Source organism: Streptomyces sp. NPDC001714 (assembly GCF_042892755.1).
GTDB lineage: Bacteria > Actinomycetota > Actinomycetes > Streptomycetales > Streptomycetaceae > Streptomyces.
In genome coordinates this window covers 1-25,165 of sequence record NZ_JBIAUL010000025.1, presented here as the reverse complement: position 1 = coordinate 25,165, position 25,165 = coordinate 1, and the positions used below count along the sequence as shown (strand labels likewise).

At 70.9% G+C, this 25,165-nt stretch carries 31 protein-coding genes; 15 read left to right on the top strand and 16 right to left on the bottom strand.

Annotation, left to right across the window (positions count from 1 at the left end):
• Positions 1-49: 49 nt before the first annotated feature.
• The 5 genes from ACFY0P_RS43950 to ACFY0P_RS43930 all read left to right on the top strand — a co-directional run bounded on the left by ACFY0P_RS43950 (position 50) and on the right by ACFY0P_RS43930 (position 2,864).
• Positions 50-526, top strand: a complete 477-nt coding sequence (locus ACFY0P_RS43950) for an HAD domain-containing protein (protein WP_388927174.1) — start codon at positions 50-52, stop codon at positions 524-526.
• A 39-nt stretch (positions 527-565) separates the two neighbouring features.
• The gene (locus ACFY0P_RS43945) at positions 566-1,153 is read left to right on the top strand and encodes a DUF6817 domain-containing protein (protein WP_388927171.1); all 588 of its coding nucleotides are present in this window, start codon (positions 566-568) and stop codon (positions 1,151-1,153) included.
• 97 nt (positions 1,154-1,250) lie between these two features.
• Complete coding sequence (locus tag ACFY0P_RS43940; protein WP_388927168.1) at positions 1,251-1,709, top strand: helix-turn-helix domain-containing protein; 459 nt, start codon at positions 1,251-1,253, stop codon at positions 1,707-1,709.
• A 77-nt stretch (positions 1,710-1,786) separates the two neighbouring features.
• Positions 1,787-2,404, top strand: a complete 618-nt coding sequence (locus ACFY0P_RS43935; RefSeq protein ID WP_388927165.1) for a hypothetical protein — start codon at positions 1,787-1,789, stop codon at positions 2,402-2,404.
• 109 nt (positions 2,405-2,513) lie between these two features.
• Positions 2,514-2,864 (top strand): DUF2516 family protein, encoded by a 351-nt coding sequence (locus ACFY0P_RS43930; RefSeq protein ID WP_217546364.1) that lies wholly within the window; start codon positions 2,514-2,516, stop codon positions 2,862-2,864.
• Positions 2,865-2,992: 128 nt separating this feature from the next.
• Here ACFY0P_RS43930 and ACFY0P_RS43925 read toward each other — a convergent pair whose 3' ends face one another.
• From ACFY0P_RS43925 to ACFY0P_RS43915, 3 genes are all read right to left on the bottom strand, one after another.
• Complete coding sequence (locus ACFY0P_RS43925) at positions 2,993-4,303, bottom strand: PP2C family protein-serine/threonine phosphatase (RefSeq protein ID WP_388927162.1); 1,311 nt, start codon at positions 4,301-4,303, stop codon at positions 2,993-2,995.
• A gap of 288 nt (positions 4,304-4,591) precedes the next feature.
• Positions 4,592-5,728 (bottom strand): C40 family peptidase, encoded by a 1,137-nt coding sequence (locus ACFY0P_RS43920; RefSeq protein ID WP_388927159.1) that lies wholly within the window; start codon positions 5,726-5,728, stop codon positions 4,592-4,594.
• Between the two features lie 185 nt (positions 5,729-5,913).
• Positions 5,914-6,681, bottom strand: a complete 768-nt coding sequence (locus ACFY0P_RS43915; protein WP_388927156.1) for a class I SAM-dependent methyltransferase — start codon at positions 6,679-6,681, stop codon at positions 5,914-5,916.
• A gap of 317 nt (positions 6,682-6,998) precedes the next feature.
• Between ACFY0P_RS43915 and mshA the strand changes: the two genes are divergently transcribed.
• The 4 genes from mshA (at position 6,999) to ACFY0P_RS43895 (ending at position 11,552) form a co-directional block, all read left to right on the top strand.
• The gene (gene mshA, locus ACFY0P_RS43910; protein WP_388927153.1) at positions 6,999-8,336 is read left to right on the top strand and encodes a D-inositol-3-phosphate glycosyltransferase; all 1,338 of its coding nucleotides are present in this window, start codon (positions 6,999-7,001) and stop codon (positions 8,334-8,336) included.
• Positions 8,329-8,838 carry a YbjN domain-containing protein gene (locus tag ACFY0P_RS43905; protein WP_388927150.1) on the top strand — a complete coding sequence of 170 codons (510 nt, stop codon included), beginning with the start codon at positions 8,329-8,331 and terminating at the stop codon, positions 8,836-8,838. Before mshA ends, ACFY0P_RS43905 begins: the two co-directional genes overlap by 8 nt.
• Positions 8,839-8,969: 131 nt before the next feature.
• Positions 8,970-10,628 carry a glycosyl hydrolase family 28-related protein gene (locus ACFY0P_RS43900; RefSeq protein ID WP_388927148.1) on the top strand — a complete coding sequence of 553 codons (1,659 nt, stop codon included), beginning with the start codon at positions 8,970-8,972 and terminating at the stop codon, positions 10,626-10,628.
• A gap of 117 nt (positions 10,629-10,745) precedes the next feature.
• Positions 10,746-11,552 (top strand): hypothetical protein, encoded by an 807-nt coding sequence (locus tag ACFY0P_RS43895; protein ID WP_388927145.1) that lies wholly within the window; start codon positions 10,746-10,748, stop codon positions 11,550-11,552.
• Between the two features lie 29 nt (positions 11,553-11,581).
• Here the strand turns inward: ACFY0P_RS43895 and ACFY0P_RS43890 are convergent, their stop codons facing one another.
• A complete protein-coding gene (locus tag ACFY0P_RS43890) occupies positions 11,582-12,385 on the bottom strand; it encodes an AraC family transcriptional regulator (RefSeq protein ID WP_388927143.1) in 804 nt (267 codons plus the stop codon).
• Between ACFY0P_RS43890 and ACFY0P_RS43885 the strand changes: the two genes are divergently transcribed.
• Positions 12,384-12,848, top strand: a complete 465-nt coding sequence (locus tag ACFY0P_RS43885) for a DUF2000 family protein (RefSeq protein ID WP_388927140.1) — start codon at positions 12,384-12,386, stop codon at positions 12,846-12,848. The two genes, ACFY0P_RS43890 and ACFY0P_RS43885, sit on opposite strands and share 2 nt — an antisense overlap.
• A gap of 206 nt (positions 12,849-13,054) precedes the next feature.
• Positions 13,055-14,077 carry a hypothetical protein gene (locus ACFY0P_RS43880; protein ID WP_388927136.1) on the top strand — a complete coding sequence of 341 codons (1,023 nt, stop codon included), beginning with the start codon at positions 13,055-13,057 and terminating at the stop codon, positions 14,075-14,077.
• 78 nt (positions 14,078-14,155) lie between these two features.
• Here the strand turns inward: ACFY0P_RS43880 and ACFY0P_RS43875 are convergent, their stop codons facing one another.
• Complete coding sequence (locus ACFY0P_RS43875; protein WP_388927133.1) at positions 14,156-15,409, bottom strand: MDR family MFS transporter; 1,254 nt, start codon at positions 15,407-15,409, stop codon at positions 14,156-14,158.
• Positions 15,410-15,573: 164 nt separating this feature from the next.
• Between ACFY0P_RS43875 and ACFY0P_RS43870 the strand changes: the two genes are divergently transcribed.
• The gene (locus ACFY0P_RS43870) at positions 15,574-16,335 is read left to right on the top strand and encodes a phosphoglyceromutase (RefSeq protein WP_388927130.1); all 762 of its coding nucleotides are present in this window, start codon (positions 15,574-15,576) and stop codon (positions 16,333-16,335) included.
• 80 nt (positions 16,336-16,415) lie between these two features.
• Here the strand turns inward: ACFY0P_RS43870 and ACFY0P_RS43865 are convergent, their stop codons facing one another.
• The 11 genes from ACFY0P_RS43865 to ACFY0P_RS43815 form a co-directional block, all read right to left on the bottom strand.
• Positions 16,416-16,712 (bottom strand): ribosomal protein L7/L12, encoded by a 297-nt coding sequence (locus tag ACFY0P_RS43865; RefSeq protein ID WP_388927127.1) that lies wholly within the window; start codon positions 16,710-16,712, stop codon positions 16,416-16,418.
• Between the two features lie 14 nt (positions 16,713-16,726).
• A complete protein-coding gene (locus ACFY0P_RS43860; protein WP_388927124.1) occupies positions 16,727-17,968 on the bottom strand; it encodes a tyrosine-type recombinase/integrase in 1,242 nt (413 codons plus the stop codon).
• On the bottom strand, positions 17,968-18,207 hold the full coding sequence (locus tag ACFY0P_RS43855) for a helix-turn-helix transcriptional regulator (RefSeq protein WP_388927121.1): 240 nt from the start codon (positions 18,205-18,207) through the stop codon (positions 17,968-17,970). The genes ACFY0P_RS43860 and ACFY0P_RS43855 overlap by 1 nt, the downstream gene beginning before the upstream one ends.
• Positions 18,200-19,489: a replication initiator gene (locus tag ACFY0P_RS43850; protein WP_388927430.1), complete on the bottom strand. Its 1,290-nt coding sequence runs from the start codon at positions 19,487-19,489 to the stop codon at positions 18,200-18,202. The genes ACFY0P_RS43855 and ACFY0P_RS43850 overlap by 8 nt, the downstream gene beginning before the upstream one ends.
• Before the next feature lie 159 nt (positions 19,490-19,648).
• Positions 19,649-19,897, bottom strand: a complete 249-nt coding sequence (locus ACFY0P_RS43845) for a SpdD protein (protein WP_388927118.1) — start codon at positions 19,895-19,897, stop codon at positions 19,649-19,651.
• A gap of 25 nt (positions 19,898-19,922) precedes the next feature.
• The gene (locus ACFY0P_RS43840) at positions 19,923-20,117 is read right to left on the bottom strand and encodes a hypothetical protein (RefSeq protein WP_388927115.1); all 195 of its coding nucleotides are present in this window, start codon (positions 20,115-20,117) and stop codon (positions 19,923-19,925) included.
• Between the two features lie 16 nt (positions 20,118-20,133).
• Positions 20,134-20,325 (bottom strand): mobile element transfer protein, encoded by a 192-nt coding sequence (locus ACFY0P_RS43835; protein ID WP_123975881.1) that lies wholly within the window; start codon positions 20,323-20,325, stop codon positions 20,134-20,136.
• Positions 20,326-20,342: 17 nt separating this feature from the next.
• Positions 20,343-20,954 carry a DUF2637 domain-containing protein gene (locus tag ACFY0P_RS43830; protein WP_388927112.1) on the bottom strand — a complete coding sequence of 204 codons (612 nt, stop codon included), beginning with the start codon at positions 20,952-20,954 and terminating at the stop codon, positions 20,343-20,345.
• Between the two features lie 66 nt (positions 20,955-21,020).
• Positions 21,021-22,400, bottom strand: coding sequence for an FtsK/SpoIIIE domain-containing protein (locus ACFY0P_RS43825; RefSeq protein WP_388927109.1), 1,380 nt, complete (start codon positions 22,398-22,400; stop codon positions 21,021-21,023).
• Positions 22,400-22,756 carry a hypothetical protein gene (locus tag ACFY0P_RS43820; RefSeq protein WP_351317015.1) on the bottom strand — a complete coding sequence of 119 codons (357 nt, stop codon included), beginning with the start codon at positions 22,754-22,756 and terminating at the stop codon, positions 22,400-22,402. Before ACFY0P_RS43820 ends, ACFY0P_RS43825 begins: the two co-directional genes overlap by 1 nt.
• A 170-nt stretch (positions 22,757-22,926) precedes the next feature.
• Entirely contained in the window at positions 22,927-23,715 is a 789-nt protein-coding gene (locus tag ACFY0P_RS43815; protein WP_365353253.1) for a GntR family transcriptional regulator, read from the bottom strand.
• A gap of 110 nt (positions 23,716-23,825) precedes the next feature.
• Here ACFY0P_RS43815 and ACFY0P_RS43810 point away from each other — a divergent pair, with 110 nt between their 5' ends.
• Genes ACFY0P_RS43810 through ACFY0P_RS43800 form a run of 3 tightly spaced genes read left to right on the top strand, consistent with a single transcriptional unit; the run spans position 23,826 to position 25,102 of the window.
• Complete coding sequence (locus ACFY0P_RS43810) at positions 23,826-24,233, top strand: NUDIX hydrolase (RefSeq protein WP_388927427.1); 408 nt, start codon at positions 23,826-23,828, stop codon at positions 24,231-24,233.
• A 45-nt stretch (positions 24,234-24,278) separates the two neighbouring features.
• On the top strand, positions 24,279-24,704 hold the full coding sequence (locus tag ACFY0P_RS43805; protein ID WP_388927105.1) for an ATP-binding protein: 426 nt from the start codon (positions 24,279-24,281) through the stop codon (positions 24,702-24,704).
• Positions 24,704-25,102, top strand: coding sequence for a hypothetical protein (locus tag ACFY0P_RS43800; protein ID WP_388927425.1), 399 nt, complete (start codon positions 24,704-24,706; stop codon positions 25,100-25,102). The genes ACFY0P_RS43805 and ACFY0P_RS43800 overlap by 1 nt, the downstream gene beginning before the upstream one ends.
• The last annotated feature ends 63 nt before the right edge of the window (positions 25,103-25,165 follow it).

Below are 25,165 nucleotides of genomic sequence, written 5' to 3'. Positions count from 1 at the left end.
GTAGCCGCGCTACTACCTCTTCCGGCACCCTCTTGCGATCCTGTCCCCGATGCTCCTCTTCCTAGACATCGACGGAACCCTCATCCCCTTCGGCGCCCCCGCCGACCACCCCTACCCGGTCTACAAGACCGGCCACACTCCGCTCAACCCCCTGCTCACCCGCGTCGACCCCGCCCTCGGCCCCCGCCTGGGCGCCCTCCGCTGCGACCTCGTCTGGGCCAGCACCTGGATGGACGACGCCAACGCCTGTGTCGCCCCCTGGCTGGGCCTGCCCCCGTTGCCCGTCGTGGAGTGGCCGGACGAGGAGGAGCCGTCGGCCCTGCTGCACTGGAAGACCCGGCCGCTGGTGGCGTGGGCGGGGGAGCGGCCGTTCGTCTGGCTCGACGACGAACTCACCGAGGCCGACCGTGCCTGGGTCGCCGCCCACCATCACCGGCCCGCCCTCCTCCACCGCGTCGACCACGAGTCCGGGCTGACGGAGGCGGACTTCGCGGTGCTGGAGGAGTGGCTGGCGGTCCAGCGCTGACGCCGTCAAGTCGATCGAGCGACGGAAGGAACCCGCCCCGTGTCCGCTTCCCCCGCACCACCCGCTTTCTCCGCTGCCTCCGGTCGGGCCGTCGCGCTCCTGCGCGCACTCGGTGCCGCCGAGATCGCCCATCCCGGCGGCACGCTTCTCGTGCACCTCCAGCGCGTCCAGGAGCAACTCGCGGCCTGGGGCGCCCGCCCCGCCCTCCGACTCGCGGGCCTGTGCCACGCGTTCTACGGCACCGACGGCTTTCCCACCGCCCTGCTGCCGCTCGACCGCCGCACCGAACTCGCGGCGGTGATCGGCACGGAGGCCGAGGCGATCGTGTATCTCTACGCCTCCTGCGACCGCAAGGCCACCTACCCGACGCTCGCCGATCCCGACGCGGCCGTCCGTGACCGCTTCACCAGAGATGCCCGGGTACCCGAACCCCGGCCGCGCCGGGACTTCGCCGAACTGACGGCCGCCAACGAACTCGATCTCGCCCGCATCGACCCGTCCTTCCGCGACCGGTGGGGCCCAGCGCTCCTCACCCTGTTCACCCGCCTCCGCCCCCTGCTGAGCGGACCGGCCTGGTCCGACTGCCGCGCCGTGCTCGCTCCGGAACCCCAGCACCCGCGGGACTGAGGCGGCGCCCGGCCCGGTCCGCCATCCGGGTATGGCGCGGCACACTTTTGCAAGCAGGTGCTTGCAATTGTTAGCGGGGGTGGGGCAAGGTGGAGGCATGGCATCGCTGAACGTCGGCAATCTCGGTGAGTATCTGCGTGAACAGCGGCGCAACGCGCAGCTGTCGCTCAGGCAGCTCGCCGATGCCGCCGGGGTGTCCAATCCGTACCTGAGTCAGATCGAGCGCGGGCTGCGCAAGCCGAGCGCGGAGGTGCTCCAGCAGGTCGCCAAGGCCCTGCGGATCTCCGCCGAGACGCTGTACGTCCGCGCCGGGATCCTCGACGCCGAGCGGGATCTGAACGAGGTGGAGACCCGTGCGGTCATCCTCGCCGACCCCACCCTCGACGAGCGGCAGAAGCAGGTGCTGCTGCAGATCTACGAGTCGTTCAGGAAAGAGAACGGCTTCGGGTCGGGCGAGGAACGCGGGAGCGACACGGACACCGTCGGCTCTGAGGAGCACGACGCCGGCAGCGACACCTACGACAGCGAGACCGATCCGCGGCGGACGGCCGGATGAGCCGGCCAAGCGCGCCGGCCGCCGCGCCGCGGACCACAAAACCCTCAGCCGAACTTTAATACGGGAGGACCATCACCATGGCCATCACCGACGACCTGCGCAAGACCCTCAGCGACCCGACTCCGCTCTACTTCGCCGCCGGCACCGCGGACCTGGCCCTCCAGCAGGCCAAGAAGGTCCCCGGCCTGGTCGAGCAGCTGCGTGCCGAGGCCCCGGCCCGCATCGAGGCGGTCCGCAAGACCGACCCGAAGGCCGTCCAGGAGAAGGCCGCCGCCCGCGCCAAGGAGGCCGGTGTCAGGGCCAAGGAGGCGCAGGCCAGCCTTCAGTCCAAGGTCAACGACTTCATCGTCTCCCTCGACGGCGACCTCAAGAAGCTCGGCGAGTCCGCCCAGGACTTCGCGCTGCGCCAGGTCGGCGTGGCCGCCGAGTACGCCGTCAAGGCCCGCGAGACCTACGAGAAGGTCGCCGAGCACGGCGAGCAGGCCGTGAAGACCTGGCGCGGCGAGGCCGCCGACGAGATCGAGGACCTGGCCATCGCCGTCGAGGGCAAGCCCGAGCCGGTCGAGGACAAGGCGGACGAGCCCAAGGCCGCCGAGGCCAAGCCGGCCACGGCGAAGAAGGCCCCGGCCGCCAAGAAGACCCCGGCCCCCCGCAAGGCCACCCCGGTCAAGAAGACCACCCCGCCGGCCAAGTAACCGGCGCGCGCGTCAGCGGAACGTACGGGTCGGGCACCTTGAGGGTGCCCGGCCCGTTCTACGGGTACGGTGGCCGCGTAGGGATCGGGAGAGAGCGGGTGGTGACGGCATGCTGATGCTGGGATTCGCAGGGTTCCTGGGACTGTTGAAGATCGTCCTGATGGTCCTGGCCGCGTTCGGGCTGGTCGACGCCGTGTTCCGGCGCGAGGACGCCTTCCGCGCGGCCGACAAGCAGAACAAGATGTTCTGGCTGATCATCCTGGCCATCGCCCTGGTCGTCAGCTACCTCTTCTCGATCCTCTCCATCCTCCCGATCGCGGGCCTGGTGGCGAGCATCGTCTACCTCGTCGACGTCCGCCCCGCGGTCAAGCAGGTGTCGGGCGGTGGCGGCGGCTGGCGAGGCCGCCGCGGCGGCAGCAGCAGCGACGGACCCTACGGCCCGTACAACGGCGGCCGGTAACTCTTCGAGGCGCGCCCCAAAGGGGCGCTGGGGGCGCCCCCGGCCGAAGGCTGGGGGAGGAACCGCACGGCCGGCCCCCACGCACCCCCAGCCGGCCGACCACCGAACCGGAAACGGCGAGCTCCCGCTCAAACCCCCCGATCCAGCAGCACGACGGCCACGTCATCCGTCAGCTCGCCCCCGTTGAGCTGCCGCACCTCGTTCACCGCGGCCCGCAGCAACGCCTCCCCGGTCAGGCCGGAGGCCAGCTGCCGCCGGACCATCTCGACCATCCCCTCCTGCCCCAGCCGCTCGCCGCCCGAGCCCACCCGGCCTTCGATCAGGCCGTCGGTGTAGAGCATCAGGCTCCACTCGGCGCCCAGCTCCACCTGCATCCGAGGCCAGCGGGCCCCCTTCAGCAGCCCCAGCGCCGGGCCGTTGTTCTCGTACGGCAGCAGCTCGGCCGGCCGCCCGGGCCGGGCGACCAGCGGCGCGGGATGCCCGGCCAGGCACAGCCCGGCCCGGCGCCCGTCCGGCGCTATGTCGACGGTGCAGAGTGTCGCGAAGATCTCCTCGTCGGAGCGCTCGTGCTCCAGCACCTCCTGCAGCGTGGACAGCAGCTCGTCGCCGCACAGCCCCGCCAGGGTCAGCGCCCGCCAGGCGATCCGCAGCTCCACGCCGAGCGCGGCCTCGTCCGGACCGTGCCCGCACACGTCACCGATCATCGCGTGCACGGTCCCGTCGGGCGTGCGCACGGTGTCGTAGAAGTCACCGCCGAGCAGCGCCCGGGAGCGGCCGGGGCGGTAGCGGGCGGCGAAGCGCAGCGAGGAACCCTCCAGCAGGGGCGTGGGCAGCAGGCCCCGCTCCAGGCGGCGGTTCTCCTGGGCGCGCAGCCGCCCCTCCGCGAGCTTGCGCTCGGTCGTGAGGGAGCGTTTGCGCTCGACGGCGTACCGGATGGCGCGGCTCAGCAGCCGGCCGTCCAGTTCGTCCCGGAAGAGGTAGTCCTGCGCGCCGACGCGCACGGCCTCGGTGCCGCGCTCGGCGTCACCGGAGGCGGTGAGGGCCAGCACGGCGTGCCGGGGCGCGAGCTCGAGCACGTGCTTGAGCACGGCGAGCTCGCCCTCCGTGTCCTTGCCGCCCGGCGCCGGCAGCGCCAGGTCCAGCAGGATGCAGTGGACGTCGTCGGTCAGCAGCCGCTCGGCCTCGGTGAGGTTGCGGGCGGTGCGGACGCGGATCGAGGTGCCGGACGCGTCCCGCAACTCGGGCAGGACCGGTGAACCGGCCGGATCGTCCTCGATCAGCAGCAGGGTGAGAGTGGTGCCGCCGGTGTTCGGGGTGACGGCTTCCGTGCGGTTGGCCTCTTCCTTGAGGTGGCCGCCGCCCTGTGCGGGCGCGGCGGCCGGCGCCTGACCACTCTCCACGGCCGGGATCGCTCTCTGCCGCGGTACGGGTACGGGCATCTGTTGGGTTCCTTCCCTCCCCCCGAGGGCATGGCGGGGCGAGGGACCTCGACCCACCCGACGGGGACCATAGCGGTACTGGCCACCGCAACGGAATGGTGTGAGCCGCGTCGCTCTGTCTCAGGCCATCGTCATATGCCGTTTGCCGTACCGCAGTTGGGCAAGAGGGCGGCCCGAGAGGGATGACGAAGGTCACGTGCCGCCGGAGTTTGGGCGGGCGTTGCGGTGCACTGGGTCACATGATGCAGCTTACGAAAGGGACATCACACCTAAAGTGCCCGGCGGCGCTCAGGCGTCGGGTCGTACCACCCCGAGGATCGGCATCGACCCCGCGCCGCCGATCGACACCGTCCGCCCCGGGCGCGGGGCCTGGATGATCGCGCCGTCCCCGATGTACATCGCGACATGGCTGGCGTCGTCGTAGTAGATGATCAGGTCGCCGGGGCGCATGTCCTTGACGTCGATGTGCTCGAGCTGCTTCCACTGCTCCTCGGAGGTGCGCGGGATCGGCTTCCCGGCGCTCGCCCAGGCCTGCGAGGTCAGTCCGGAGCAGTCGTACGAGTCCGGGCCCTCGGCGCCCCACACGTACGGCTTGCCGAGCTGGGCGGTGGCGAACGCGACCGCCTTCCTGCCCGCCGCGGACGCCTTGCTGTGGATCTCGTCGAGTATCCCGGTGTCCAGCCAGGCGGTCTGCGCCTTGTAGGCGGACTCCCGCTCCAGCTCGGCGAGACGCTCCTTCTGCTTCTTCTGCAGCGCCGACTCGAGCTTCTCGGCGGCGGCGATGCGCTGCGTGATCTTCTTCTTGGCGGTGGCCTTCGCCTTGCGGCCGGCCTCCAGCCTGTTCCACTGGTCGGCCGCGTCCGCCGCGTACTGCTTCAAGTCCTGCTGGGTCTGGGTCAGTTCCCTGATCAGGGCCTTGGTCGCCCGCTCGCCTTGGAGCACCCGGCCGGCCCCGTCCAGGAACTGGGAGGGGTTGTCGCTCAGCACCAGCTTGGCGGTGTCCGGCAGCCCGCCGGTGCGGTACTGGGCGGCGGCCGCCCGGCCCGCCCGCTCCTTCAACCCGTCGAGCTTCTGCTGCCCCTTGACGATCTTCTTGGCCAGGTCGACGATCTCGGCGGACTGCTTCCGGGCCGCCTCCTCGGCGGCGTTGTACGCGTCGGTGGCGACGGCCGCGTCGTGGTAGAGCTTGTCCAGCTTCGCCTGTACGGCCTCGAGGTCCTTGTCCGGCGGGACGGTCGCGGAGGCGCCGCTGGAGGGGTCCGCGGAGGCCGAGGCGCTGGGGGAGGGGCTGGTCGAGGGCGTCGGACCGGGTGCCGCGAACGCCGTGCCGGGTGCCGCGAGCACCGTCACCGCGCAGACCACCGTCACCGCCGTCGCCAGGATCCCGCACCCGCCCGGCCGGACGGTGTGCTTGTCCGGTCCCATGACCCGCCCCCCAAAAAAACTGATTAACCGTCAGTAACTTATGGCACGTGGAGGATCGTGCCACGTCGCGCCGTAAAGCGACAGAGGTAACGGCGGGTGGGTTCCTCCCCGGTTTCCCCCCGGGCATGACGATCTCCCCGCCTTTGTGACGAACGACTCATCGAGATCGTTCCCACCCCGCCCCATCAGGCCTTCGGTGCCAACGCCTGCCAGTTCACCGTCACTTCGCCCTGCCGCCAGCGCGCCACCGAGTCCGTCACCGGCCAGTCGGCCGCCAGGTCCCGCACGGTCCGGATCCACCGCTGCCGGGCGCCGTACGACGCGTAGGGCGCGGCCGCCGCCCACGCGCGGTCGAAGTCCCGCAGGAACGCGTGTACCGGCTCGCCCGGCACGTTGCGGTGGATGAGTGCCTTCGGCAGCCGTTCGGCGAGGTCGGACGGGCGTTCCAGGGACCCGAGACGGGTCGCGAAGGTCACCGTCCGCGGCCCCTGGGGCCCGAGCGCGACCCACACGTGCCGCCGCCCGATCTCGTCACAGGTCCCCTCCACCAGCAGCCCGCCCGGCGCGAGCCGCCCGCACAGCCGCCGCCACACCTCGGCGACCTCACCCTCGTCGTACTGCCGCAGCACGTTGGCCGCGCGGATGAGCAACGGCCGTGCGGGGACGGGGATCTCGAACCCGCCGTGCCGGAAGGCGAGTCCCTCGCGCTCGTACGGCCTGGCCGCGGCGACCCGCGCGGGCTCGATCTCGACCCCGACGACACGCGCGCGTGGCGCGACGGTGCGGAGCCGGCCGAGCAACTCGACGGCGGTCCAGGGCGCGGCGCCGTACCCGAGGTCGACGGCGACGGGGTCGAGGGCACGCCGCAACGCGGCACCGTGCGTGGCGGCGATCCACCGGTCCATCCGGCGCAGGCGGTTGGGGTTGGTGGTCCCGCGCGTCACCGTTCCCACGACGGGGGTCCCCCCGCTCGAGCGAAGCCGAGAGTGGGGGAGGGAGGCGGCGCGGGCATTCATGCCTACGAGAGTAAAGCGCCCCGTAAGGGGCGCGGGGCTGTACCGATGTGCGGCTCCGCCGCGTGGGCGCGCTCAACCCCCGCCCACCCGCACCACCTCACGCATCCCACCCTCGAACGGTTGAGCGACCCAAGGCAATGTGTCGGCAAAATCAACCACCCCCGGAATGGGAATCCTCCCCTCCGCGTTGCACCCCGTTGGAGGGCGCTCGCTGTCCTCCCACCGGCATGCCCGCACCGAGAGAGGACCGCCACGTGAGCCAGTACGTCAGCAGGCTCGGGCGCCGCTCCCCGTCGGCTGCCTCCCGGCTCCGCCGGACCCGCAGGCCCCGCCGCGTCGCCATGCTCTCCGTGCACACCTCACCGCTGCACCAGCCCGGCACCGGCGACGCCGGCGGCATGAACGTGTACATCGTCGAGCTCGCGCAGCGCCTCGCCGCGATCAACATCGACGTCGAGATCTTCACCCGGGCCACCTCCGGCGGTCTCCCGCCCACCGTCGAACTCGCCCCCGGCGTCCTCGTCCGGCACATCGACGCCGGCCCCTACGAGGGCCTCGCCAAGGAGGACCTCCCGGCCCAGCTGTGCGCCTTCACGCACGGCGTGATGCAGGCCTGGGCCGGCCACCGCCCCGGCCACTACGACCTCGTCCACTCGCACTACTGGCTCTCCGGCCACGTCGGCTGGCTCGCCGCCCAGCGCTGGGGCGTCCCCCTGGTGCACGCCATGCACACCATGGCGAAGGTCAAGAACGCCAACCTCGCCGACGGCGACACCCCCGAGCCCGCCGCCCGGGTCATCGGCGAGACCCAGATCGTCGCCGCGGCCGACCGCCTCATCGCGAACACCTCCGAGGAGGCCGACGAACTCGTACGGCACTACAGCGCCGACCCCGCCAAGGTCGCCGTCGTCCACCCCGGCGTGAACCTCGACCGCTTCCGCCCGGCGGACGGACGCGAGGCCGCCCGGGCCCGCCTGGGCCTCCCGCAGGACGCCCTGATCCCGCTCTTCGCGGGCCGCATCCAGCCCCTCAAGGCCCCCGACGTGCTGCTCCGCGCCGTGGCCGTGCTCCTCGACGAGCGCCCCGAACTCCGCTCCCGGATCGTCGTACCGATCGTCGGCGGCCCCAGCGGCAGCGGCCTCGCCAAGCCGGAGGGCCTGCAGAAGCTGGCCGCGCGGCTCGGGATCGCGGACGTCGTCCGGTTCCGCCCGCCGGTCGGCCAGGAGCAGCTCGCGGACTGGTTCCGGGCGGCCTCCGTCCTGGTCATGCCCTCCTACAGCGAGTCCTTCGGCCTGGTGGCGATAGAGGCCCAGGCGGCCGGCACCCCCGTCCTCGCCGCCTCGGTCGGCGGCCTGCCGGTGGCCGTGCGGGACGGCGAGACCGGCTTCCTGGTGCACGGTCACGATCCCGCCGACTACGCGCGCGTGCTGCGCCGCTTCGCCGACGACGCCTCTCTGACCGACCGTTTCGGCAGTGCCGCCGCCCGGCACGCGCAGTGCTTCGGCTGGGACGCGGCCGCCACCGCCACCGCCGACGTCTACCTGGCCGCGACCCAGTCCCACCGCCGTCGCGTACGCTCGGTCCATGGGTGATGGTGCACAGGAACGGCAGGCCGCGCAGGTCGTCGAGGGTGTCCTGAAGGACGCCGAACTGGAGTGGGAGAGCCCCGAGTCCGGCACCTACGTCGTGCAGCTCCCCGGCACCCGCAAGCTGAAGACGACCGTCTCCCTCATCGTCGGCCGCCACTCCCTCTCCCTGAACGCCTTCGTCATCCGGCACCCGGACGAGAACGAACCGGCCGTCCACCGCTGGCTCCTGGAGCGCAACCTCAAGCTGTACGGCGTGAGTTACGCCGTCGACCGCCTCGGCGACGTCTACGTCACCGCCCGCCTCCCGCTCTCCTCCGTCACCGCCCCCGACCTCGACCGCCTCCTGGGCCAGGTCCTGGAGGCCGCGGACGGCGCCTTCAACACCCTCCTGGAGCTGGGCTTCGCCTCCGCGATCCGCAAGGAGTACGCATGGCGGGTGTCCCGGGGCGAATCCACGCGGAACCTGGACGCGTTCACACACCTGATCGAGCGCCCTGCTGACTGACTTCAGGTCCGTACCTGATTAAGCCCTGCACGACTCTTTCGAGGCGCCGGGCCATCGTGGCATGCTCGCGGCCGACGCAGACATGAACGTCGTTCACAACCATGAAAGCCGCCATGGGAAGGACGTACGGAATGAGCAGCACGCACCACGACGTGAGCGCCGGTATGACCAGACGGACCCTGCTCGCCGGCGCCACGGCCGTGGCCGCGACCGCCGTGGCGGGCGGTACGGCCCACGCCTCCGACGGCCAAGTGCCCTCACTCTGGCGAGAGTTCACGCGCACCCCCTTCACCCACCCGCAGATCCCCTACGTCGGCCGGGCCGGAGCGGCCCGCATCCGCCGCCTCCCCGTCGCCGCCGACGTCCGCGCGTACGGCGCCGTCGCCGACGGCGTCACCGACTGCGCCCCCGCGATCAACCGTGCCATCGCCGCTGCCGCCGGGGCCGGCGGTGGCACGGTCACCATCCCGCCCGGCACCTTCCGCATCGACGGCCTGATCCACCTCGGCCACGACAACGTGGTGCTGCGCGGCGCCGGCAGCGGCCGTACGACCCTGTACGCGACGAAGAACCTCACCGAGCTGATCGGCCCCTACGGCTCCCGCTACGGCGGTACGAAGTCGGCGTGGTCCTGGGCGGGCGGGCTCATCTGGCTGGCGCCGAAGCCCCGTTGGGACTCCCTGGTCGCGGCGATCAAGGCCCAGGCCTGGCCCTTCGAGGGCTGGACGGGCAACAAGCGGGACGAGTGGGAGCAGCTGACGTCCGTCGAACCGGCCCGGCAGGGCGACCGGACGGTCACCGTCACCGACCCCTCCCGGCTGCGCCCGGGCGGCCTGGTCCTGCTCCGGGTCGCCGACGACACCGCCCACACCCTCCTCCAGCACATGTCCGGCGGCGGCCCGGGCCCGGCGTCGTACTACTGGGAGGACAAGACCAAGCTGCTGTCGTACGTCCCCTACGAGTGGCCCGTCCGCGTCATGGCGGTGCGCGGCCGCAGGGTGACGCTGGAACGCCCGCTCCCGCTGGACCTGCGTCCGGAGTGGAACCCCCAGCTCACCACCCACGTCCGTGCACTGACCGGCTCCGGCGTCGAGGGCCTCACCCTGGACGTCATGGAGACCCCGCAGTCCCCGCACCTCCTCGACAAGGGCTACAACGGGGTCGTCCTGCAGTGTGCGTACGACTGCTGGGTGGACGACGTCACCGTCCGCAACGTCGACAACGGCTTCGGCCTGGTCGCCGCCTCCGCCTGCACCCTGCGCCGCACCCGGGTCGGCGGCCGGGGCGAACACCACCCCTACTTCTGCCGCGAGGGCTCGCACGACAACCTGATCGAGGACTTCACCGTCGAGCAGCGCACGGTCCCCGCCCCCGCCGACACCCAGCTGCACGGCATCAACGTCGAGGGGCTGTCCTCCCACAACGTCTGGTCGCGCGGCGAGATGCAGATGGGCACCTTCGACTCCCACCGCGGCCTGCCGTTCGCCAACGTCCGCACCGACATCACCGTGGACAACAACGGCCGGCACGGCGGCGATGCCAACGCCGGACCGCTGTTCGGCGCCCGCTTCACCCACTGGAACATCCGGGTGACCAACGGCCGGGCGGGCCTGATGCGGCTCGACGGCCTCGCCCCGTACTCCGCGACGGTCGGCCTCAACGAGGTCACCGACTTCGACCAGATCGACGTACCGGACTTCACCGGCGACCTGAACTCCCGCCTGGAGCTGTACGGCACCTGGGACGCGGTACGGCCGCGGAACCTGTATGAGGCCCAGCGGAGGCTCTAGGGGGGTCCTGGAATTCCCGGGAGGGCTCGAACCGCCTTCCGTATGCCTGCTGTTAACCTGCGGCAGCCCGGTGTCTTTACCGGGCCTTACCTTTCTCCCGTCAACGAGAGGTTGTGCATGCGCGCAGGCAGATCGTCCGGCTCGGCGGTGGTGCTCGCGGGGGCGCTCGCCCTGGGGGCCTTCGCGGCACCGTCCGCGGCGGCGGCCGACACCGGGATCACCGTGACCGGCATGGTCGTGAACAAGGGCAAGCCCGTCGTGGTGGGCGTCAGCGCTACGGTGAAGCCCGGTTTCACCTTCCGCATGACCTGGCCGTCCGGCGTCAAGCTCGCCGACGCACAGGTGCTCCCGTTCCTCTACCACGACACCACGGCGGCCAAGGGCGACGCGGACGGCGGTATCTACATCAGCTCCGTCGGCTGCGACGACAACGGCTCCCAGCCCGCCGCCTGCGGCGGCGAGTTCTACGTCGAGCCGCGCTACACCCTGGACTCCAACAGCGACGCGACGACCTGGAAGGTCGCGGCCGGCGCGAAGATCTGGGGCTCGGACGACAGGCTCAAGAGCCAGGAGATCCTGACCGGGCTCGGCACCGTACAGGTCCTGCGCGCGGCCAGGGTCACCGCCGACGCCACCCCGGAGCCGGTCGGCAAGGGCAGGACGCTCACCGTGAAGGGCGCGATCACGCGCGCGGACTGGGTGCGGCACAAGTACGTCGGCTTCGGCGGCAAGTCGGCCAAGCTGCAGTTCCGCAAGAAGGGCAGCAGCACGTACACGACGCTGAAGATCGTGAAGGCCGACTCGGCCGGCGCCCTGCGGACCACGGTCAAGGCGGCAGCCGACGGCTCCTACCGGTGGACCTTCGGCGCCACGTCCACCACGGGCGGCGCGACCTCCGCCGGCGACTACGTCGATGTCAGGTGAGGTACCGCCTCAGGTGAGGTACCGCGGCGTCAGCTGACGTACCGCGCGCTGTCGCGGTAGCGCCCGGGGGTCACCCCCACCAGTTTCCTGAAGTGCCGGGTGAGATGGGCCTGGTCGTAGAAGCCGGTGGCGGTGGCCGTCTCGCCGGGCGGCACGCCGTCGAGCAGCAGCCGGCGGGCCCGCCCCACCCGGCGGGACATCAGGTACTGGTGCGGGGCGATGCCGTACGCGCCGCTGAACGCCCGTACCAGGTGAGCCGGGTGGGCGTGCAGCAGCCGGGCCGCCTCCTCCAGGGCGAGCCCGTCGGCGACCCGCTCGTCGAGGAGTTCGCGCAGCAAGCGGGCGAGGGCAGGGTCAGCGGGGCCGGGAGGCATGAGCCGGGGGCGGAGCAGGCCCCGCAGCCGCTCCCCGATGAGGGTGAGCCTGCTCTCGGCCTCCAGTTCGTCGCCGGGGCGGACGAGGGCGGAGTGCAGTTGGCCGACCCGCCGGCGCAGCAGCGGGTCGCGCAGGTCGGGCCCGTCGACGGCGGCTCCGATGAGGTCGTCCCCGAGCAGGGTCCCGTCCAGGTAGACCACGCGTTTGCGGAAGCCGTCCGCGGTGGCGGGGGAGCCGTTGTGCGGGACGTGCGGCGGCAGCAGGGTCACGGTGTCGGCCGGGGTGCCGTGCTCGTGCCGGTCGAGGTCGTACCGTACGGCGCCGTCGTCCACGATGAGCAGCGTCCAGGCGTCATGGACGTGCATCGGGTACGCGTACTCGGTGAAACGGGCGTGGAAGACCTCGGTGACGCCCGGGACCCGGGGCCGCCATGCGCTGACTTCCTGCCGTACGGCCATGCAAAGAACGTACAAGACCCCGATGGACGACGCCGGGCAGTCTCGGGGCATGAGCACTTTCGACACGAAGATCGCCGTGCTGCTGCGGGACGACCTGGAGCCCTGGCAGCGGTTGAACGTCACCGCCTTCCTGGTCAGCGGCCTGGGCGCGACCGTCCCCGAGGTGGTCGGGGAGCCGTACGAGGACGCCGACGGGGTCGGCTACCTGCCGATGTTCCGGCAGCCGGTGCTGGTCTTCGAAGGCGGCAAGGAGACCCTCAAGGCCGCGCACGAGCGGGCGCTGAGCCGCGCCCTGCCCCGGGCCGTCTTCACCGCGGACCTGTTCGCCACCGGAAACGACCGCGACAACCGGGCGGCGGTGCGTGCCGTGCCCACGGCCGAGCTGGACCTGGTGGGGCTCGCCGTGTACGGGCCGCGGAACGCGGTGGACAAGGTGCTGAAGGGGGCGCGGATGCACCCGTGACCCGCCCGTTCGGCCGCCCGTTCGGCTGACAGGAGGAATTCCGTCAGGTGACCGGGTGATCCGATCATCATCATTGTTGCGGTCGGGGTCGGATGTCGCATGTGACAGTCATGCGACACATCAGATTCTGCAGTGTGGCCGCGGTTGCGGCAGCGCTCGTCACGGGCCCGACGAGCGGACCGGCGAGTGCGGCGGAGCCGGACACTGTGCCGTGCAGCGGGACCGCGCTCGCCTTTGCCATCAACTACGCGCGGAACGGCGAGACCCTCCAACTCCGGAGTGACTGCACTTACCTGCTGGGCACCGCTCTGCCGGCCATCGACAAGGACCTCACGATCCGGGGCAACGGCGCGACGATCCTCCGCGACGGTGCGAATGCCGATGCGTTCCGGATCTTCGACGTCGATTCGGGCGGCGACCTGCGCCTGCAGGACCTCACTGTCCGCGGCGGGTATCTCACCACCGGGGACGGCGCCGGGATCCGCGTATCCAGTGGTGGCCGGCTCACGCTCGCGAAGGTCGACGTGATCGACAACACCGCCACGGCGAACGGCGGCGGTATCGCGGTGGCGTCGAACGCCTGGGCGCGCATCAGAAGCAGCTACGTGGCGTTCAACAACGCGGACACGGGCGGTGGCCTCTACACCCAGGGTTCCGTGTTCTCCGAGGACTCCGAGTTCGCCCGCAACCACGCCCGGTACGCCGGCGGCGGGATCGCGCAGGCCGGAGGCAGCACCTTCGTCGGCACGAGTGTGATCCGGCGCAACACCGCGGCCGGGACCGTGAAGATCGGCGGCGGCGTCTACATCGGCAGCGGCACGATGGAGATCAACGACAGCAAGATCACGAACAACACCGACACGGGCAACAGGGGCGGCGGGATCGCCAACAGCGGGATCCTGAAGCTGGTGAAGTCCGAGGTCAGCGGCAACGTCGTCGGGGGCACGTCGGGTCTCGGCGGCGGCATCTACAACACGAACAGACTCACCCTCAACGGCACCGACGTCTTCCGCAACAGCGCGAACGGCCCCGGCACCTCCGTGGCCGGCGGCATCTACAACGACGACGGAACCGTCACCCTCGACCACAGCACCGTCCGGAACAACGCCTCCACAGTGGCACCCGGCGGAGTGTTCAGCACCAACCAGGTCACGGTGACGGACTCGAAGGTCGTCCGCAACATCCCGACCAACTGCACCCCGAACCGGGTACCGGGCTGCACGGACTGACGCCACCCACGGCCGTGGAAGAGCCCCTGCCCTCCGTCGCACGAGGGCAGGGGCTCTCCTCCCGGCACCGTCCGGGCGTCAGGCCCGCACCCCCGCCTCCGCACTCGCCGGAGCCGCGGCCGCAGGCCGCTCCACCGGCAGCCGCCGCATCAGCAGCCCGTACCCGAGAGCCGCCGCCGTCCCCACGACGGCGCACACCCCCCACAGCCACCGCGCCCCGAACCGGTCGATGACGACCCCGGACATCAGCGGCGCGATGAGCGCGGCGGCCGACCAGGACAGCGTGTACATCCCCTGGTACCTGCCCCGCCCGTGCACCGGCGAGAGCTGTACCACCAGCCCCGTCTGGGTCGGCGCGTTGATGATCTCGGCGAGCGTCCACACGCACACGGTCAGCGCGAACACCCCGACCGACCCGGCGAATGCGGTCAGCCCGAAGCCGTACCCCGCGAGGAGGGAGGAGACGACGAGCAGGGACCGCGGATTCCGGTGCTGGATGACCCGGGTCACCGGAATCTGCAGCACCACGATGAGGATCCCGTTCACCGCGATGGCCATGCCGTAGTCGGCCGGCGAGAACCCGGCCTCCCCCATCGCCACCGGCAGCCCGACCGACCCCTGCTGGAAGATCAGGGCGACGAGGAACGACAGCCCGACGACGCCCATGTACCGCCCGTCGCGCACCACGGTCAGCAGACTGACCGCACTGCCCTCGGCGGCCTCGGCGGCGGCCCGCCGAGGCCGCGACTCGGGCAGCCGGAGGAAGACGAGGACGGCGCAGACGGCGGTCATCCCCGCCTCGATCAGGAATCCGGCGCGGTAGCTGACCTCGGCGATGAACCCGGCGCCCATGGACGACACGGCGAAGCCGAGATTGATCGCCCAGTAGTTGAGCGAGAAGGCCCGCACCCGGTCCTCGGGCCGTACGATGTCGGCCATCATGGCCTGCACGGCCGGCCGGGAGGCGTTGGAGGCCACGCCGACGAGGAAGGCGACGGCGGCGATGGCGACGGGGTCGCGTACGAACCCGAGCAGCGCGACGGCCGCGGCGGTGGACCCCTGGGCGACGAGCAGGGTCGGCCGCCGCCCCAGCCGGTCGGCCATCACCCCGCCCCCCAATGACGACACCACCCCGCCCAGCCCGTGCAGGGAGGCGACGAGCCCGGCGTACGACGCGCTGTACCCCCGGTCGAGGGTCAGATAAAGGGCCATGTACGTGGCCACGAAAGCACCCAGCCGGTTGACGAGGGTGCTGGTCCACAGCCACCAGAACTCCCGGGGTAGACCGGAGACGGTCTCCCGGACGGCGCGTCGCAGGGCGGCGGACGACATGGTTCCCCCAGGGCAGATGTAAGTGATGCGCGTGCTGGGTGGAACTTACTTACAGGCCGCTCGCCTGAGCCAGTCAATTAACAGATGCAGTCAACTGTCCGCCCCCTGGGACGCCCCACGGCCGCCCGCCCACCGCCCCGAATACGTGGATTACGCTCTGACCCATGGCCGACGCACCGTACAAGCTGATCCTCCTCCGCCACGGCGAGAGCGAGTGGAACGCGAAGAACCTGTTCACCGGCTGGGTGGACGTCAACCTCAACGAGAAGGGCGAGAAGGAGGCAGTCCGCGGCGGTGAACTCCTGAAGGACGCCGACCTGCTCCCCGACGTGGTCCACACGTCCCTCCAGAAGCGAGCGATCCGCACGGCGCAGCTCGCCCTCGAAGCCGCCGACCGCCACTGGATCCCGGTCCACCGCAGCTGGCGCCTGAACGAGCGCCACTACGGCGCCCTCCAGGGCAAGGACAAGGCGGCGACGCTGGCCGAGTTCGGCGAGGAGCAGTTCATGCTCTGGCGCCGCTCGTACGACACCCCGCCCCCGCCGCTGGCCGACGACTCGGAGTTCTCCCAGTCCTCCGACCCGCGCTACGCCTCCATCCCCCCGGAGCTGCGCCCCCGCACGGAGTGCCTCAAGGACGTCGTCGTCCGCATGCTCCCGTACTGGTACGACGGCATCGTCCCCGACCTCCTGGCCGGCCGCACGGTCCTGGTCGCCGCCCACGGCAACAGCCTGCGCGCCCTGGTCAAGCACCTGGACGGCATCTCGGACGCCGACATCGCCGGCCTGAACATCCCCACGGGCATCCCCCTCGCCTACGAACTCGACGCCGACTTCAAGCCGGTCACCCCGGGCGGCCAGTACCTCGACCCGGACGCGGCAGCCGCGGCCATCGAGGCGGTCAAGAACCAGGGCAAGAAGAAGTAGCAGCCCACGAATAAGCCCCCTACCTGCGGTTTCTCCGCTGGCAGGGGGCTTTTCGCTACCTCTGGGCCGTCTCTGGGCCGTCAGGGCGATGGGGCCGCGCGCTCTCCGGGCTCCGGCTCCTGTCTCCACTCCGCTCTGGCGCCGGCGCTCTGGAGCACAGCGACAGCGGACCGGGCCCTGTACGCAGACAGACCCCCACGGAGGGTGACGGGCGCCTGGCGCGCCAGGTCCCGGCTGTGCCACAAGCTCTGCCCGGTCACCTTGCGCACTGCAAGGATCACATCCATCTCGCGGGGTCCGCAGTCGACGAGCACCACCTCGTGGGACGGGTCGTCGCAGAGCAGCGTGTAGTACTCGGTGGACTCTTCGTCGGACATCTCGCCCTCCTGCCTCAGCGAACGGGAGCGTATGCGCCCTCGAAGACGGCAGCCACGGCTTTTCGGGTGCGTTCCTGGCTGGACGGCATGAGGTGTGCGTACACGCGGAGGGTCAGACCCGGGTCCGAGTGGCCAAGGTACTCGGCGAGTGCCTTGATGTTCTCCCCGGCGTCCAGGAGTACCGAGGCGTAGAAGTGTCGGAGGGCGTGCATGCCGTTCTCGCGTGACTCGGCGTACGACTTGCCAGGCTTCCGCTCAGGGATCACACCGGCCGAGGCGAGCGCCCGCTTCCACACCTCCTCGTTGAGCGACGTCCGCCAGACGTGCCCGCCACGCGGTCCGGTGAAGAGCAGCCGCTTGGTCACCGGAGGCCCGTCGGCCACCTTCCACGGCAAGGTGATCTCGACCGGCGGGAACCGCTTCATGTGGGCCCGCAGTGCATCGGCGACCGGCGCGGGAAGCGGTACGTCCCGCAGCTTGCCGCCTTTGGGTGGAGCGAACACCGCCTTGCTCCGACTCAGCTTGAGCTGCTGGACCACGTGAAGTGTGTCCGAACCGAAGTCGATGGCGTCAACGGCGACGCCGAGGATCTCGCCCTGGCGGAGCCCGCAGCCGCCGCCCAGGTCGACCATGGCTTGGAAGCGCTCGGGCATGCCGGCCCGGACGGCGAAGAGCCGTTCCGTTGTCCAGGGGGCGACCCGCTTCGTGTCGACTGTGGGCGGCCGGACCGAGCGGGCCGCGCACGGGTTGCGCGGAAGGTGTCCGTCGTCCACCGCCGCACTCAGCGCGGCACGAACGTTGGAGTAGATCGTCCGGGCGTACGAGCCCCGGACACCGTTCTCCTGGAGCTTCCGCACCCAGTCGCGGATATGGGCGGGCTGGAAGGAACCGAGCGGACGCGATCCCAGATGAGGGAAGGCGTGCAGGCGGAGTTGCGACTCCATCGAGGCCTGAGTGTTGGGGTCCGCTCCCTGCGTCTCCACCCAGGTTTCCGCGTACTGCTGGAAGGTGATCCGTGCCGCGCGCGGGTCGATGTACTGCCCGCGCGCCATGTCCGCCTCGATGTGGGCGAGCCACTGTTCGGCGAGTCGCTTTTGCCGGTCGGGGAAGCTCTTTGACTTCTCCGTGCCGTCTGGACCGACGTACCGGGCCCGGTAGCGCATGCCGGTGCCGTAGCGCTCGGTCTTGACCTTGCGGTCCTTGCCGTCCTGTCCGGCCTCGGTTCTGTACCAGCGGTCTTGGATGTGTCCGGCCATCAGGCAGCCGCCCCCTCACGCTGCGAGTCCACCCAGGCCCGAACGTCGGCTGGGTCGAAACGCAGGTGCCGACCGACACGGAAGCCACGGGGCCCAGTGCGCTTGCGGCGCCACTGGTACACCGTCTCGACGCTGGGCAGCTCGAACATCTCCACCAGGTCCTCGGGGGTCAGGTACCGCGCGGGCAGGCTGCGCGGTTCGGTGGCCACGTCGGCCAGGGCGAGGCGGCGGCTAGCCACGGGTGGGTTCTCCTTCGGTTCCGGGGGCTGGTTCGAGGGATGCGGACAGCCAGGCTTCGGCGTCGGAGAGGCCGGTGCCGGCGAAGACCCAGTGCGCGAGGACGTACGTCGTCCCGGGCGCGTTTTCGGGTGTGGTGGTCGCTGCCGCCTGTGCTCGGCGCCATTCGGCGCGGGCGTCGCGGAGAGCGCCTAGGGTGGTGGAGTAGCGGCGGGATTTGGTGGAGAAGTGGCCGCGGAAGCCGAGCATGTGGGCCCAGGCGCGCAGGCGGAGGTGTTCGAGATCCTTGCGGGCGCCGAGGGTCCAGGCGGTTCGGATGAGCCGGCGGGCATGGTCGCTGATGTCGAACTGGGCGAGTTCGGCGGCGAACCTCAACGGCCGGTCGAGAGCTCCCGTGGCTGTCTCGGCGCCCTTGGTGGCGTACTTGGCGATGTAGGCAGCGACGGCCCGCTCGGTTAGCTCCTGGCCGTCGTTGAAGTCGGCGGATCGGATGGTGCGGACGTCGAGTTGGCGGCCGAAGGTGAAGATGTGGGTGCGGTTGTCGAGGGTCGGGCCGTCGACGCGGACTTTGGTGGTGGCGGCTTGGATGGCGTCGGTGAGGAGTTCGGCGGTAGCCCACGGTGGGGGCGGGGTGTCGCCGCCTTGCGGGCCGTCGAGGCGGATGACGGCGTGGAAGTGGACGGCGCCGCGCTTTTGGTATTCGGCGACCTTGGCGAAGGAGACGCGGGCGTGGTCGCGGAGGCGGCGCTGTGAGATGCCTGCGCGCTTGGCGACCTCCCGGCGGAGGTAGATCGAGAAGCGCCGCCAGAGAGCGCCCGCGTGGGCGTTCCAGAGCACGGCGGCTTCGTAGTCGTAGGTGTCCGGGTCGAGTGGGATGCCGAGGGTGTCGTCGTCCTGGTCGTGGTGGGTGCCGCAGCGGCAGGGGCGTTTGTCGGTGCGGCGGTTGTGGACGGGGCCGAAGCCGGGTGCGGTGAAGGTGGCGAAGACGCGGGGGTGGGTGGCGACGTGTTCGGGGGTGCCCTTGCCGCCGCGTAGTCCTGCGGTGATCAGGTGGAAGGTGTCGCGGCGGTAGACCTCGGCGCAGGCGGGGCAGCGGGTGGTGCGGCGGTTGTTGCAGCGGACGAGGAGTTGGCCGGCGGGCAGGTCGGTGGAGTCGAGGTGCTGGAGGATGCGGCCGATCTCGCCGGTCGTGGTGTCGACGTCGTACTCGGTGCGGTGGCCGTCGAGGCGGATGGGGTTGGTGCAGCCGCCGAGGCCGGAGAGCTGGCGGAGGATACCGGGCAGGGTGCCGCCTGCGGCGAGGTTGGTGAGTTCGTCGAGCGGGGGCGGGGTGGTGCGGGTGAAGATGGCTGGCTCCTTCTGGCTGGCTCGGTCAGGGGGTGACGGGCCCCGGGGCGGCCGGATGCTTGGCGGTGTCGTGGCCGCCCCAGGGGTCGGTGTGGACTAGCGCCGGTTGTGGTCGCGCAGCAGGGAGCGCAGGACCACGGCGGCGATGGCCACGGAGATGGCCGACACGGCGACGGCGGTCAGGAGCGCGGTGAGGACCACGCCGCCCGTGAGCACGGCGACGACGGCGCCGGTGCTGACAGAGATGGCCGGGAGCGCGGAGCGCCGGGCGGGGGCCGGGGTGGTCGGGGCGTGGGTGTGCGCGGGCGGCGGGGTGGGGCTGTCGGGGTACTTGGGCAGGAACACGGCCGAGATCTCCTTATCTACTCGTCTAGGCATGTGAGCCGTTTATGACAGTCACGCCGCTACGGGTGCCGGATTCGATGGCGGGGGCGAGGAAGGTGTGGGAGAGCCAGAAGCCGAAGAGGGCGATCAGGACGACGATCCAGGTGCGGACGCCGAGGTACTTGATCGCTGCCCAGGCGAAGAAGCCGAGGACGACGACGAGCGGGAGGTTGAGGGTCACGGGGTGCGGGGTCCTTTCAGCGGACGGGGCAGCGGTGGGTGCGGGCGGCGAGTTCGGCGGCGGCGCGGCTGTCGTAGTCGGCGGAGAAGCCGCAGCGCGGGGCGGTGCAGGCGGCGGTGTGCTTCTCGCGGCCCCGGTCGTCGTAGGCGGTGCCGACCTGGACGGGGCCAATGCGGGTGACGTTGCGGAAGCGGCGGTTGGCGGTCACGGGTCCTGGTTCTCCTCTCAGAGCTGGGCAGCGATGGCTTCGGCCATGGGGGCCGGTACGCCGAGTCGGGCGCGGAGGGTCGGGGTGTCGATGGGGGTGCCGGTGCGGGTGTGGTGCTCGGTGGCGACCTTGCGGGCATGCGTGACGAGGGCGGCCGGTATCGGGAGGGTTGTGGGTGCGGGTGGTTGTTCTTCGGCCTGCGTCTCGGGAGTCGGTTCGGCCTCTTGCTCCTGGTCCTCGATGGCTTCGCCGACGGCGGGCGCCTTGGGTGCCGAGTGGGCGAGGAGGGTACCGCCGAGGAAGGCGACGGCGGGCCATCCGGCGACGAGGATCCGCATCCAGGCGGGGACGTTGCCGAGGTCGAGGAGGCCGGCGGTGGCGACGTTTGCGCCGAGGGAGGCGACGAGGGCGATGACGAACCAGCACCAGGCGGCGGCTTTCGTGGTGCCGGTGCGCAGTCGGCGCCAGGCGGCGACGAGCAGCAGGTCGACGGAGACGGGGTAGGCCCAGGCTTTCCATCCGTCCTGTCCGGCCGCCGAGGCGACGTCGTGCAGGTGGGCGAAGGACAGGGCGGCGGCGATGAGCGCCTGAACGAGCACCGCGTCGACGCGGGCCAGCTGGGCGCGCATGATGCGGCTCCTTCCGGTTTCGGGCATGGGAGGGGTAGGGACATGGCGCAGGGGGCCGGGGGTGGATCAGTCGGCGACGGGGTGCGGTTGTACGACCGGGCGGGGTGAGGTGAGCGGTCGTACGGGGACGTCGGGCCGGAAGGGCTTGAGGGCCGGGACGTCGGGGACCAGGTCGGCCGTGTCCTGGCAGATGGCCGCAGCGTCGGCGAGGGAGAGGTAGGGCGTGCGGATGCGGGACCAGCCGCCGGAGGTGTCGCCCGCGACGGCGAGGCCGGGTGTTTCTGGGGCGATGGAGCAGGCGGCGTAGACGGCTTCGGGGGCGATGTCGCCGAGGGCCATTTTGGCGGAGGCTTCGTCGTTGACGCGGTGGCAGACGCGGCCGGTGAGCTGGGCGCGGAGCATGGTGGCGCCCTTGCCGAGTTCGGCGCCGAAGCGCTGGCCGCAGACTTCGAGGTAGATGCCGGCCGCGCGGCCGAGCTGGGCGAGGCGGATGAGCTGGGTGACCATCTCGTCGCGGCGTTCCTCGTCCTTGCGGGTGGCGGTGAGGAAGAGTTCGGCGACCTCGTCGATGAACAGGACAACGGGGGTGGGGCGTTGAGTGTCGGGCAGGCCCCAGATGTCCGAGGTGATCTCCTCGTCGGAGGTGTCCGGGGCGATGCCTTGCCGGGCTTTGATGAGGTCGTATCGGTCCTCCATTTCCTTGACCAGGACGGGCAGCAGTTCGGCGGCTTCGTCGGGGTCGGTGGCGAGGGCGGAGAGTCGGGCTGCGAAGGGCGCCAGTTCGACGCCCCGCTTGCAGTCGATCCCGACGAGCGCGACGCCCTCCTGCCGGGCAAGCCCGGAGATGAGATGGCGCAGGTACATGGACTTACCGGACAGGGTTGCGCCGAGGGTGAGTTGGTGGGGAACGGTGCGGTAGTCGCGGACGAAGGGCATGGCGTCCTCGCGCAGCGCCACTGGCACCTTCAGGAGGTCGGCGCCGGTCTTGCGGGGCATCCGGACGCGCCGCAGTACGTCGTAGCCGACGAGCCGCAGTTCCACGACGCCCGGTTTGACGGTGGTCACGTAGACGGCGTGGACGCCCCAGGCGTGCCGCAGGCGTTCGGCCGAGGCGGCGACGTCCGCGGGTTCCTGCCCGGGAGCGAGCCGGAGGCGAAGCCGTAGCCCGGTCGAGGTGGGACGGAGGATGCCCCGGCGGGGCGGGACCGGCCGGACCTCCCGCCGGGTGGTGGCCTTCACGGCGAGGACCCTGAGCCGGGAGGGCGCCACGGTCAGGCCGCAGGCTTCCATGACGGAGCCGTACGAGCCGAGCAGGCGAACCGTGGATATCGGACCGCCGACTGCGGACCAGTAGACCGCCGGATGTCTGGCCCGGGTGTAGGCGGCCCCACCGCCCAGCGCGGCGAGGGGACCACCCACCTCCAGGAGTGTCGTCAGGTCGGTCATCAGGCGGCAGCCCCGGCGCTGGCGGGGAAGGCGGCCGGGGTGACGGCGGCGGCGCGGTAGGCGATGCCGTGGCGCTGCTGGCCGTTGAACACGGACTCCCACGGCCGGGCGATGAGCCCAGGCAGCGAGACGGGCGAGCCGAGGACGAGTCCTTCGGACACGCCGCCCTCGGGAACGGTGACCTTGATCAGGGCGGACTCCCCGTCCTCGATGTAGACGACGCCGATGGTCATCAGCGCCTCACCGCTCACCGCGTCCTTGGCGATCTCGCCGGTCTGGCGGTCGCGGACCTTCGGCTCGGGGGCCTCGGTCAGCAGGATCGTGGCGGCGGTGGTCTCCACTCGGATGGTGCGCACGGAACACTCCCTATCTACTCGTCTATACATGTAGCGGTCCGTGAACCCGATCTCCCGGGCTCACGGCGATCACCCTGTCACACAACTTGCCCACTCGTCTATACGAGTAAGCGTGTCGGGGTGTACGAGTTGAGGAAGCGTCCCCCGCGCACCACCGCAAACCATGACGATCAGGTCGCAGGAAGCTGGTACGACAGCACGTATGCGTCCGCCGCCATCACCGTGTCGCACACTTCGACGGCACGTCCCTCGGTGTCGAAGGCGGTCCGGATGAGGTGGATCACGGGCACGCCGGCCGCGAGGTGGAGCGTCTTGACCTCGGAGGGCGAGGGCATCCGGGCGCGGATCTCCTCTTCGAAGTGGTCGAGGCGGTGACCCAGCTCTTCGAGGCGGGCGTAGATACCGCCGGGACCGGGGTTGGGTTCGGCGATCTGGGTGCCGCGGGCGATGTCGAGGGGGAGGTAGGAGGTCGCGAACTCCACGGGCCGCCCGTCGAGGAGATACCGGCGGCGCCGGGCGAGGACGCGGCGTACGGAGCCGAGGCGGGTGGAGACGTCCTGGCTGGCCTTCTCTTCCTTGACCTCCAGGCTGTCGACCTGGGGGTGGCTGCCGGCCGCATCCGCCTCGACGATGAACGCGGACTTGCCTTGCTCGCGGTGCCGCCGGGCGAACCGGTCGGAAGCGAGCCGCCGCACGGGCGGCCGGGGCCGTACGAACACACCCTTGCCGTGCTCGGCATGTACCAGGCCCTCGCCGGTGAGGACGGAGAAGGAGTTGCGAACGGTCATCCGGGAGACCCCGTAGTGTTCGACCAGTTCCGCCTCGGAGGGCAGTTTCTCGCCCTCGCGGAATCGCCCCCGGTCGATCGCCTCGCGCAGCTGGTCGGCGATCTGCCGGAAGACCGCACGATCGCTCGTGGGGTCGAGATCACCGAGGAGGCCCGAAGAAAGAGGGCTCACTGTGTGTACTCCTTTAGGTATCTAGACGAGTGGGTGAGTGAAGTTGCTACGGTGGAGAGCCTAGCCATCCGGGAGGGCCGAGGAACGTGAGCACAGAACGCCCGCACTCCGTGAGCGTCGCCGGGGTCGTCGTCGACGCCCAGGGCCGTGCCCTCCTGATCCAGCGCCGTGACAACGGCAAGTGGGAGCCGCCGGGCGGCGTCCTCGAACGCGAGGAGACCATCCCCGAGGCCCTGCAACGCGAAGTCCTCGAAGAGACCGGCATCAAGATCGCCCTTCCGGCGACCCTGACCGGCGTCTACAAGAACATGACGGGCCTGATCGTCTCCCTGGTCTTCCGCTGCGAGGCCGCCGACGGCACGCCCACGACCGGCGACGAGACCCGCGCCCTGCGCTGGGCCACCCGAGAAGAAGTCACCGACCTCGCCGACGAGGCCTACGCGATCCGCGTCACCGACGCACTCGACGCGATGACCCCGCCGGCCGTCCGCGCCCACGACGGCGTGAAAGTCGTCTAGCCCGAACCCGCTGCACATGCGGCCTACCAGCACGAAGGAACTTGTATGCACGAGTATACGAGTCGAGTCCGAGTCTGGGGACTGACTTGCCCAGGATTTCCGGAAGAGGTCAGCCGGGCCCGCCGCTGGACGAGAGACATCCTGCGCGGATCGCCCCTGGCGGACGACGCGGCCCTGATCGTGAGCGAGCTCAGCACCAACGCACTCCTCCACACGAGCAGCGGAGGGGAACGCGGAAGATTCCACCTGGCCCTGGCGGTCGCACCACAGGTCATCGCACTGTCGGTCACGGACGACGGAGGAGGCGGCGCCCCGAAGGTCGAGCACCAAGACCAGGACGCCGAGCACGGCCGAGGGCTGGGCATGGTCAGCACTCTCGCCCACAGGGTCGTCGTCCAGGGCGCCAACGGCTGCTACACGGTCACCGCGGAACTCTTCGTGAACGCCCAGCGGGGAGGCCACCCGTGCTGATGGGCAAGCCCCGGCGGGGCTTCTGGTGCGAGTGCTGGACCGAAGACCTCACCGACGGGATGCAGTGGCCGGCACTCCGGGCATCCTTCGACGCCTACTCCGCACCCCAGGCAGACAGATGGGTCACCATCGCGCTGCGCACCATCTCACCGGCACTCGACCCGGACGCCTCAGACGAGGTGTGGGCATGGCTCCACGACGGCCGGGCCGAAACCCGACGAGCCCTGTTGCGCTTAGAGCCCTGCACGGTGTCCGTCACCCAGGCCAGCACACGCATCACGTGGACAATCCGGCCGGTGGTCTTCCTGCCGCTAGCTCATCGGCACGACGAACAACTCCCGCCCTGTGCATACGCCTTCAGGCCTAAGACGCAGTCTCATTTGGCGAGTCTGCGGTAGCAGATGAGGCTGCAGGCGATGGCGGTGAATGCCAGGAAGTGGTCGGCCTTGCGTTCGTAGCGG

Bases quoted from the DNA above. Each gene is read 5' to 3' on its own strand.
- ACFY0P_RS43940 (WP_388927168.1), top strand. From the start codon at position 1,251: ATGGCATCGCTGAACGTCGGCAATCTCGGTGAGTATCTGCGTGAACAG.
- ACFY0P_RS43805 (WP_388927105.1), top strand. From the start codon at position 24,279: ATGCACGAGTATACGAGTCGAGTCCGAGTCTGGGGACTGACTTGCCCA.
- ACFY0P_RS43885 (WP_388927140.1), top strand. From the start codon at position 12,384: ATGCAAAGAACGTACAAGACCCCGATGGACGACGCCGGGCAGTCTCGG.
- ACFY0P_RS43875 (WP_388927133.1), bottom strand. From the start codon at position 15,409: ATGTCGTCCGCCGCCCTGCGACGCGCCGTCCGGGAGACCGTCTCCGGT.
- ACFY0P_RS43860 (WP_388927124.1), bottom strand. From the start codon at position 17,968: ATGGCCGGACACATCCAAGACCGCTGGTACAGAACCGAGGCCGGACAG.
- ACFY0P_RS43925 (WP_388927162.1), bottom strand. From the start codon at position 4,303: ATGCCCGTACCCGTACCGCGGCAGAGAGCGATCCCGGCCGTGGAGAGT.
- ACFY0P_RS43830 (WP_388927112.1), bottom strand. From the start codon at position 20,954: ATGCGCGCCCAGCTGGCCCGCGTCGACGCGGTGCTCGTTCAGGCGCTC.
- ACFY0P_RS43895 (WP_388927145.1), top strand. From the start codon at position 10,746: ATGCGCGCAGGCAGATCGTCCGGCTCGGCGGTGGTGCTCGCGGGGGCG.
- ACFY0P_RS43935 (WP_388927165.1), top strand. From the start codon at position 1,787: ATGGCCATCACCGACGACCTGCGCAAGACCCTCAGCGACCCGACTCCG.
- ACFY0P_RS43930 (WP_217546364.1), top strand. From the start codon at position 2,514: ATGCTGATGCTGGGATTCGCAGGGTTCCTGGGACTGTTGAAGATCGTC.
- ACFY0P_RS43890 (WP_388927143.1), bottom strand. From the start codon at position 12,385: ATGGCCGTACGGCAGGAAGTCAGCGCATGGCGGCCCCGGGTCCCGGGC.
- ACFY0P_RS43950 (WP_388927174.1), top strand. From the start codon at position 50: ATGCTCCTCTTCCTAGACATCGACGGAACCCTCATCCCCTTCGGCGCC.
- ACFY0P_RS43870 (WP_388927130.1), top strand. From the start codon at position 15,574: ATGGCCGACGCACCGTACAAGCTGATCCTCCTCCGCCACGGCGAGAGC.
- ACFY0P_RS43800 (WP_388927425.1), top strand. From the start codon at position 24,704: ATGGGCAAGCCCCGGCGGGGCTTCTGGTGCGAGTGCTGGACCGAAGAC.
- ACFY0P_RS43825 (WP_388927109.1), bottom strand. From the start codon at position 22,400: ATGACCGACCTGACGACACTCCTGGAGGTGGGTGGTCCCCTCGCCGCG.
- ACFY0P_RS43865 (WP_388927127.1), bottom strand. From the start codon at position 16,712: ATGTCCGACGAAGAGTCCACCGAGTACTACACGCTGCTCTGCGACGAC.
- ACFY0P_RS43900 (WP_388927148.1), top strand. From the start codon at position 8,970: ATGAGCAGCACGCACCACGACGTGAGCGCCGGTATGACCAGACGGACC.
- ACFY0P_RS43905 (WP_388927150.1), top strand. From the start codon at position 8,329: ATGGGTGATGGTGCACAGGAACGGCAGGCCGCGCAGGTCGTCGAGGGT.
- ACFY0P_RS43920 (WP_388927159.1), bottom strand. From the start codon at position 5,728: ATGGGACCGGACAAGCACACCGTCCGGCCGGGCGGGTGCGGGATCCTG.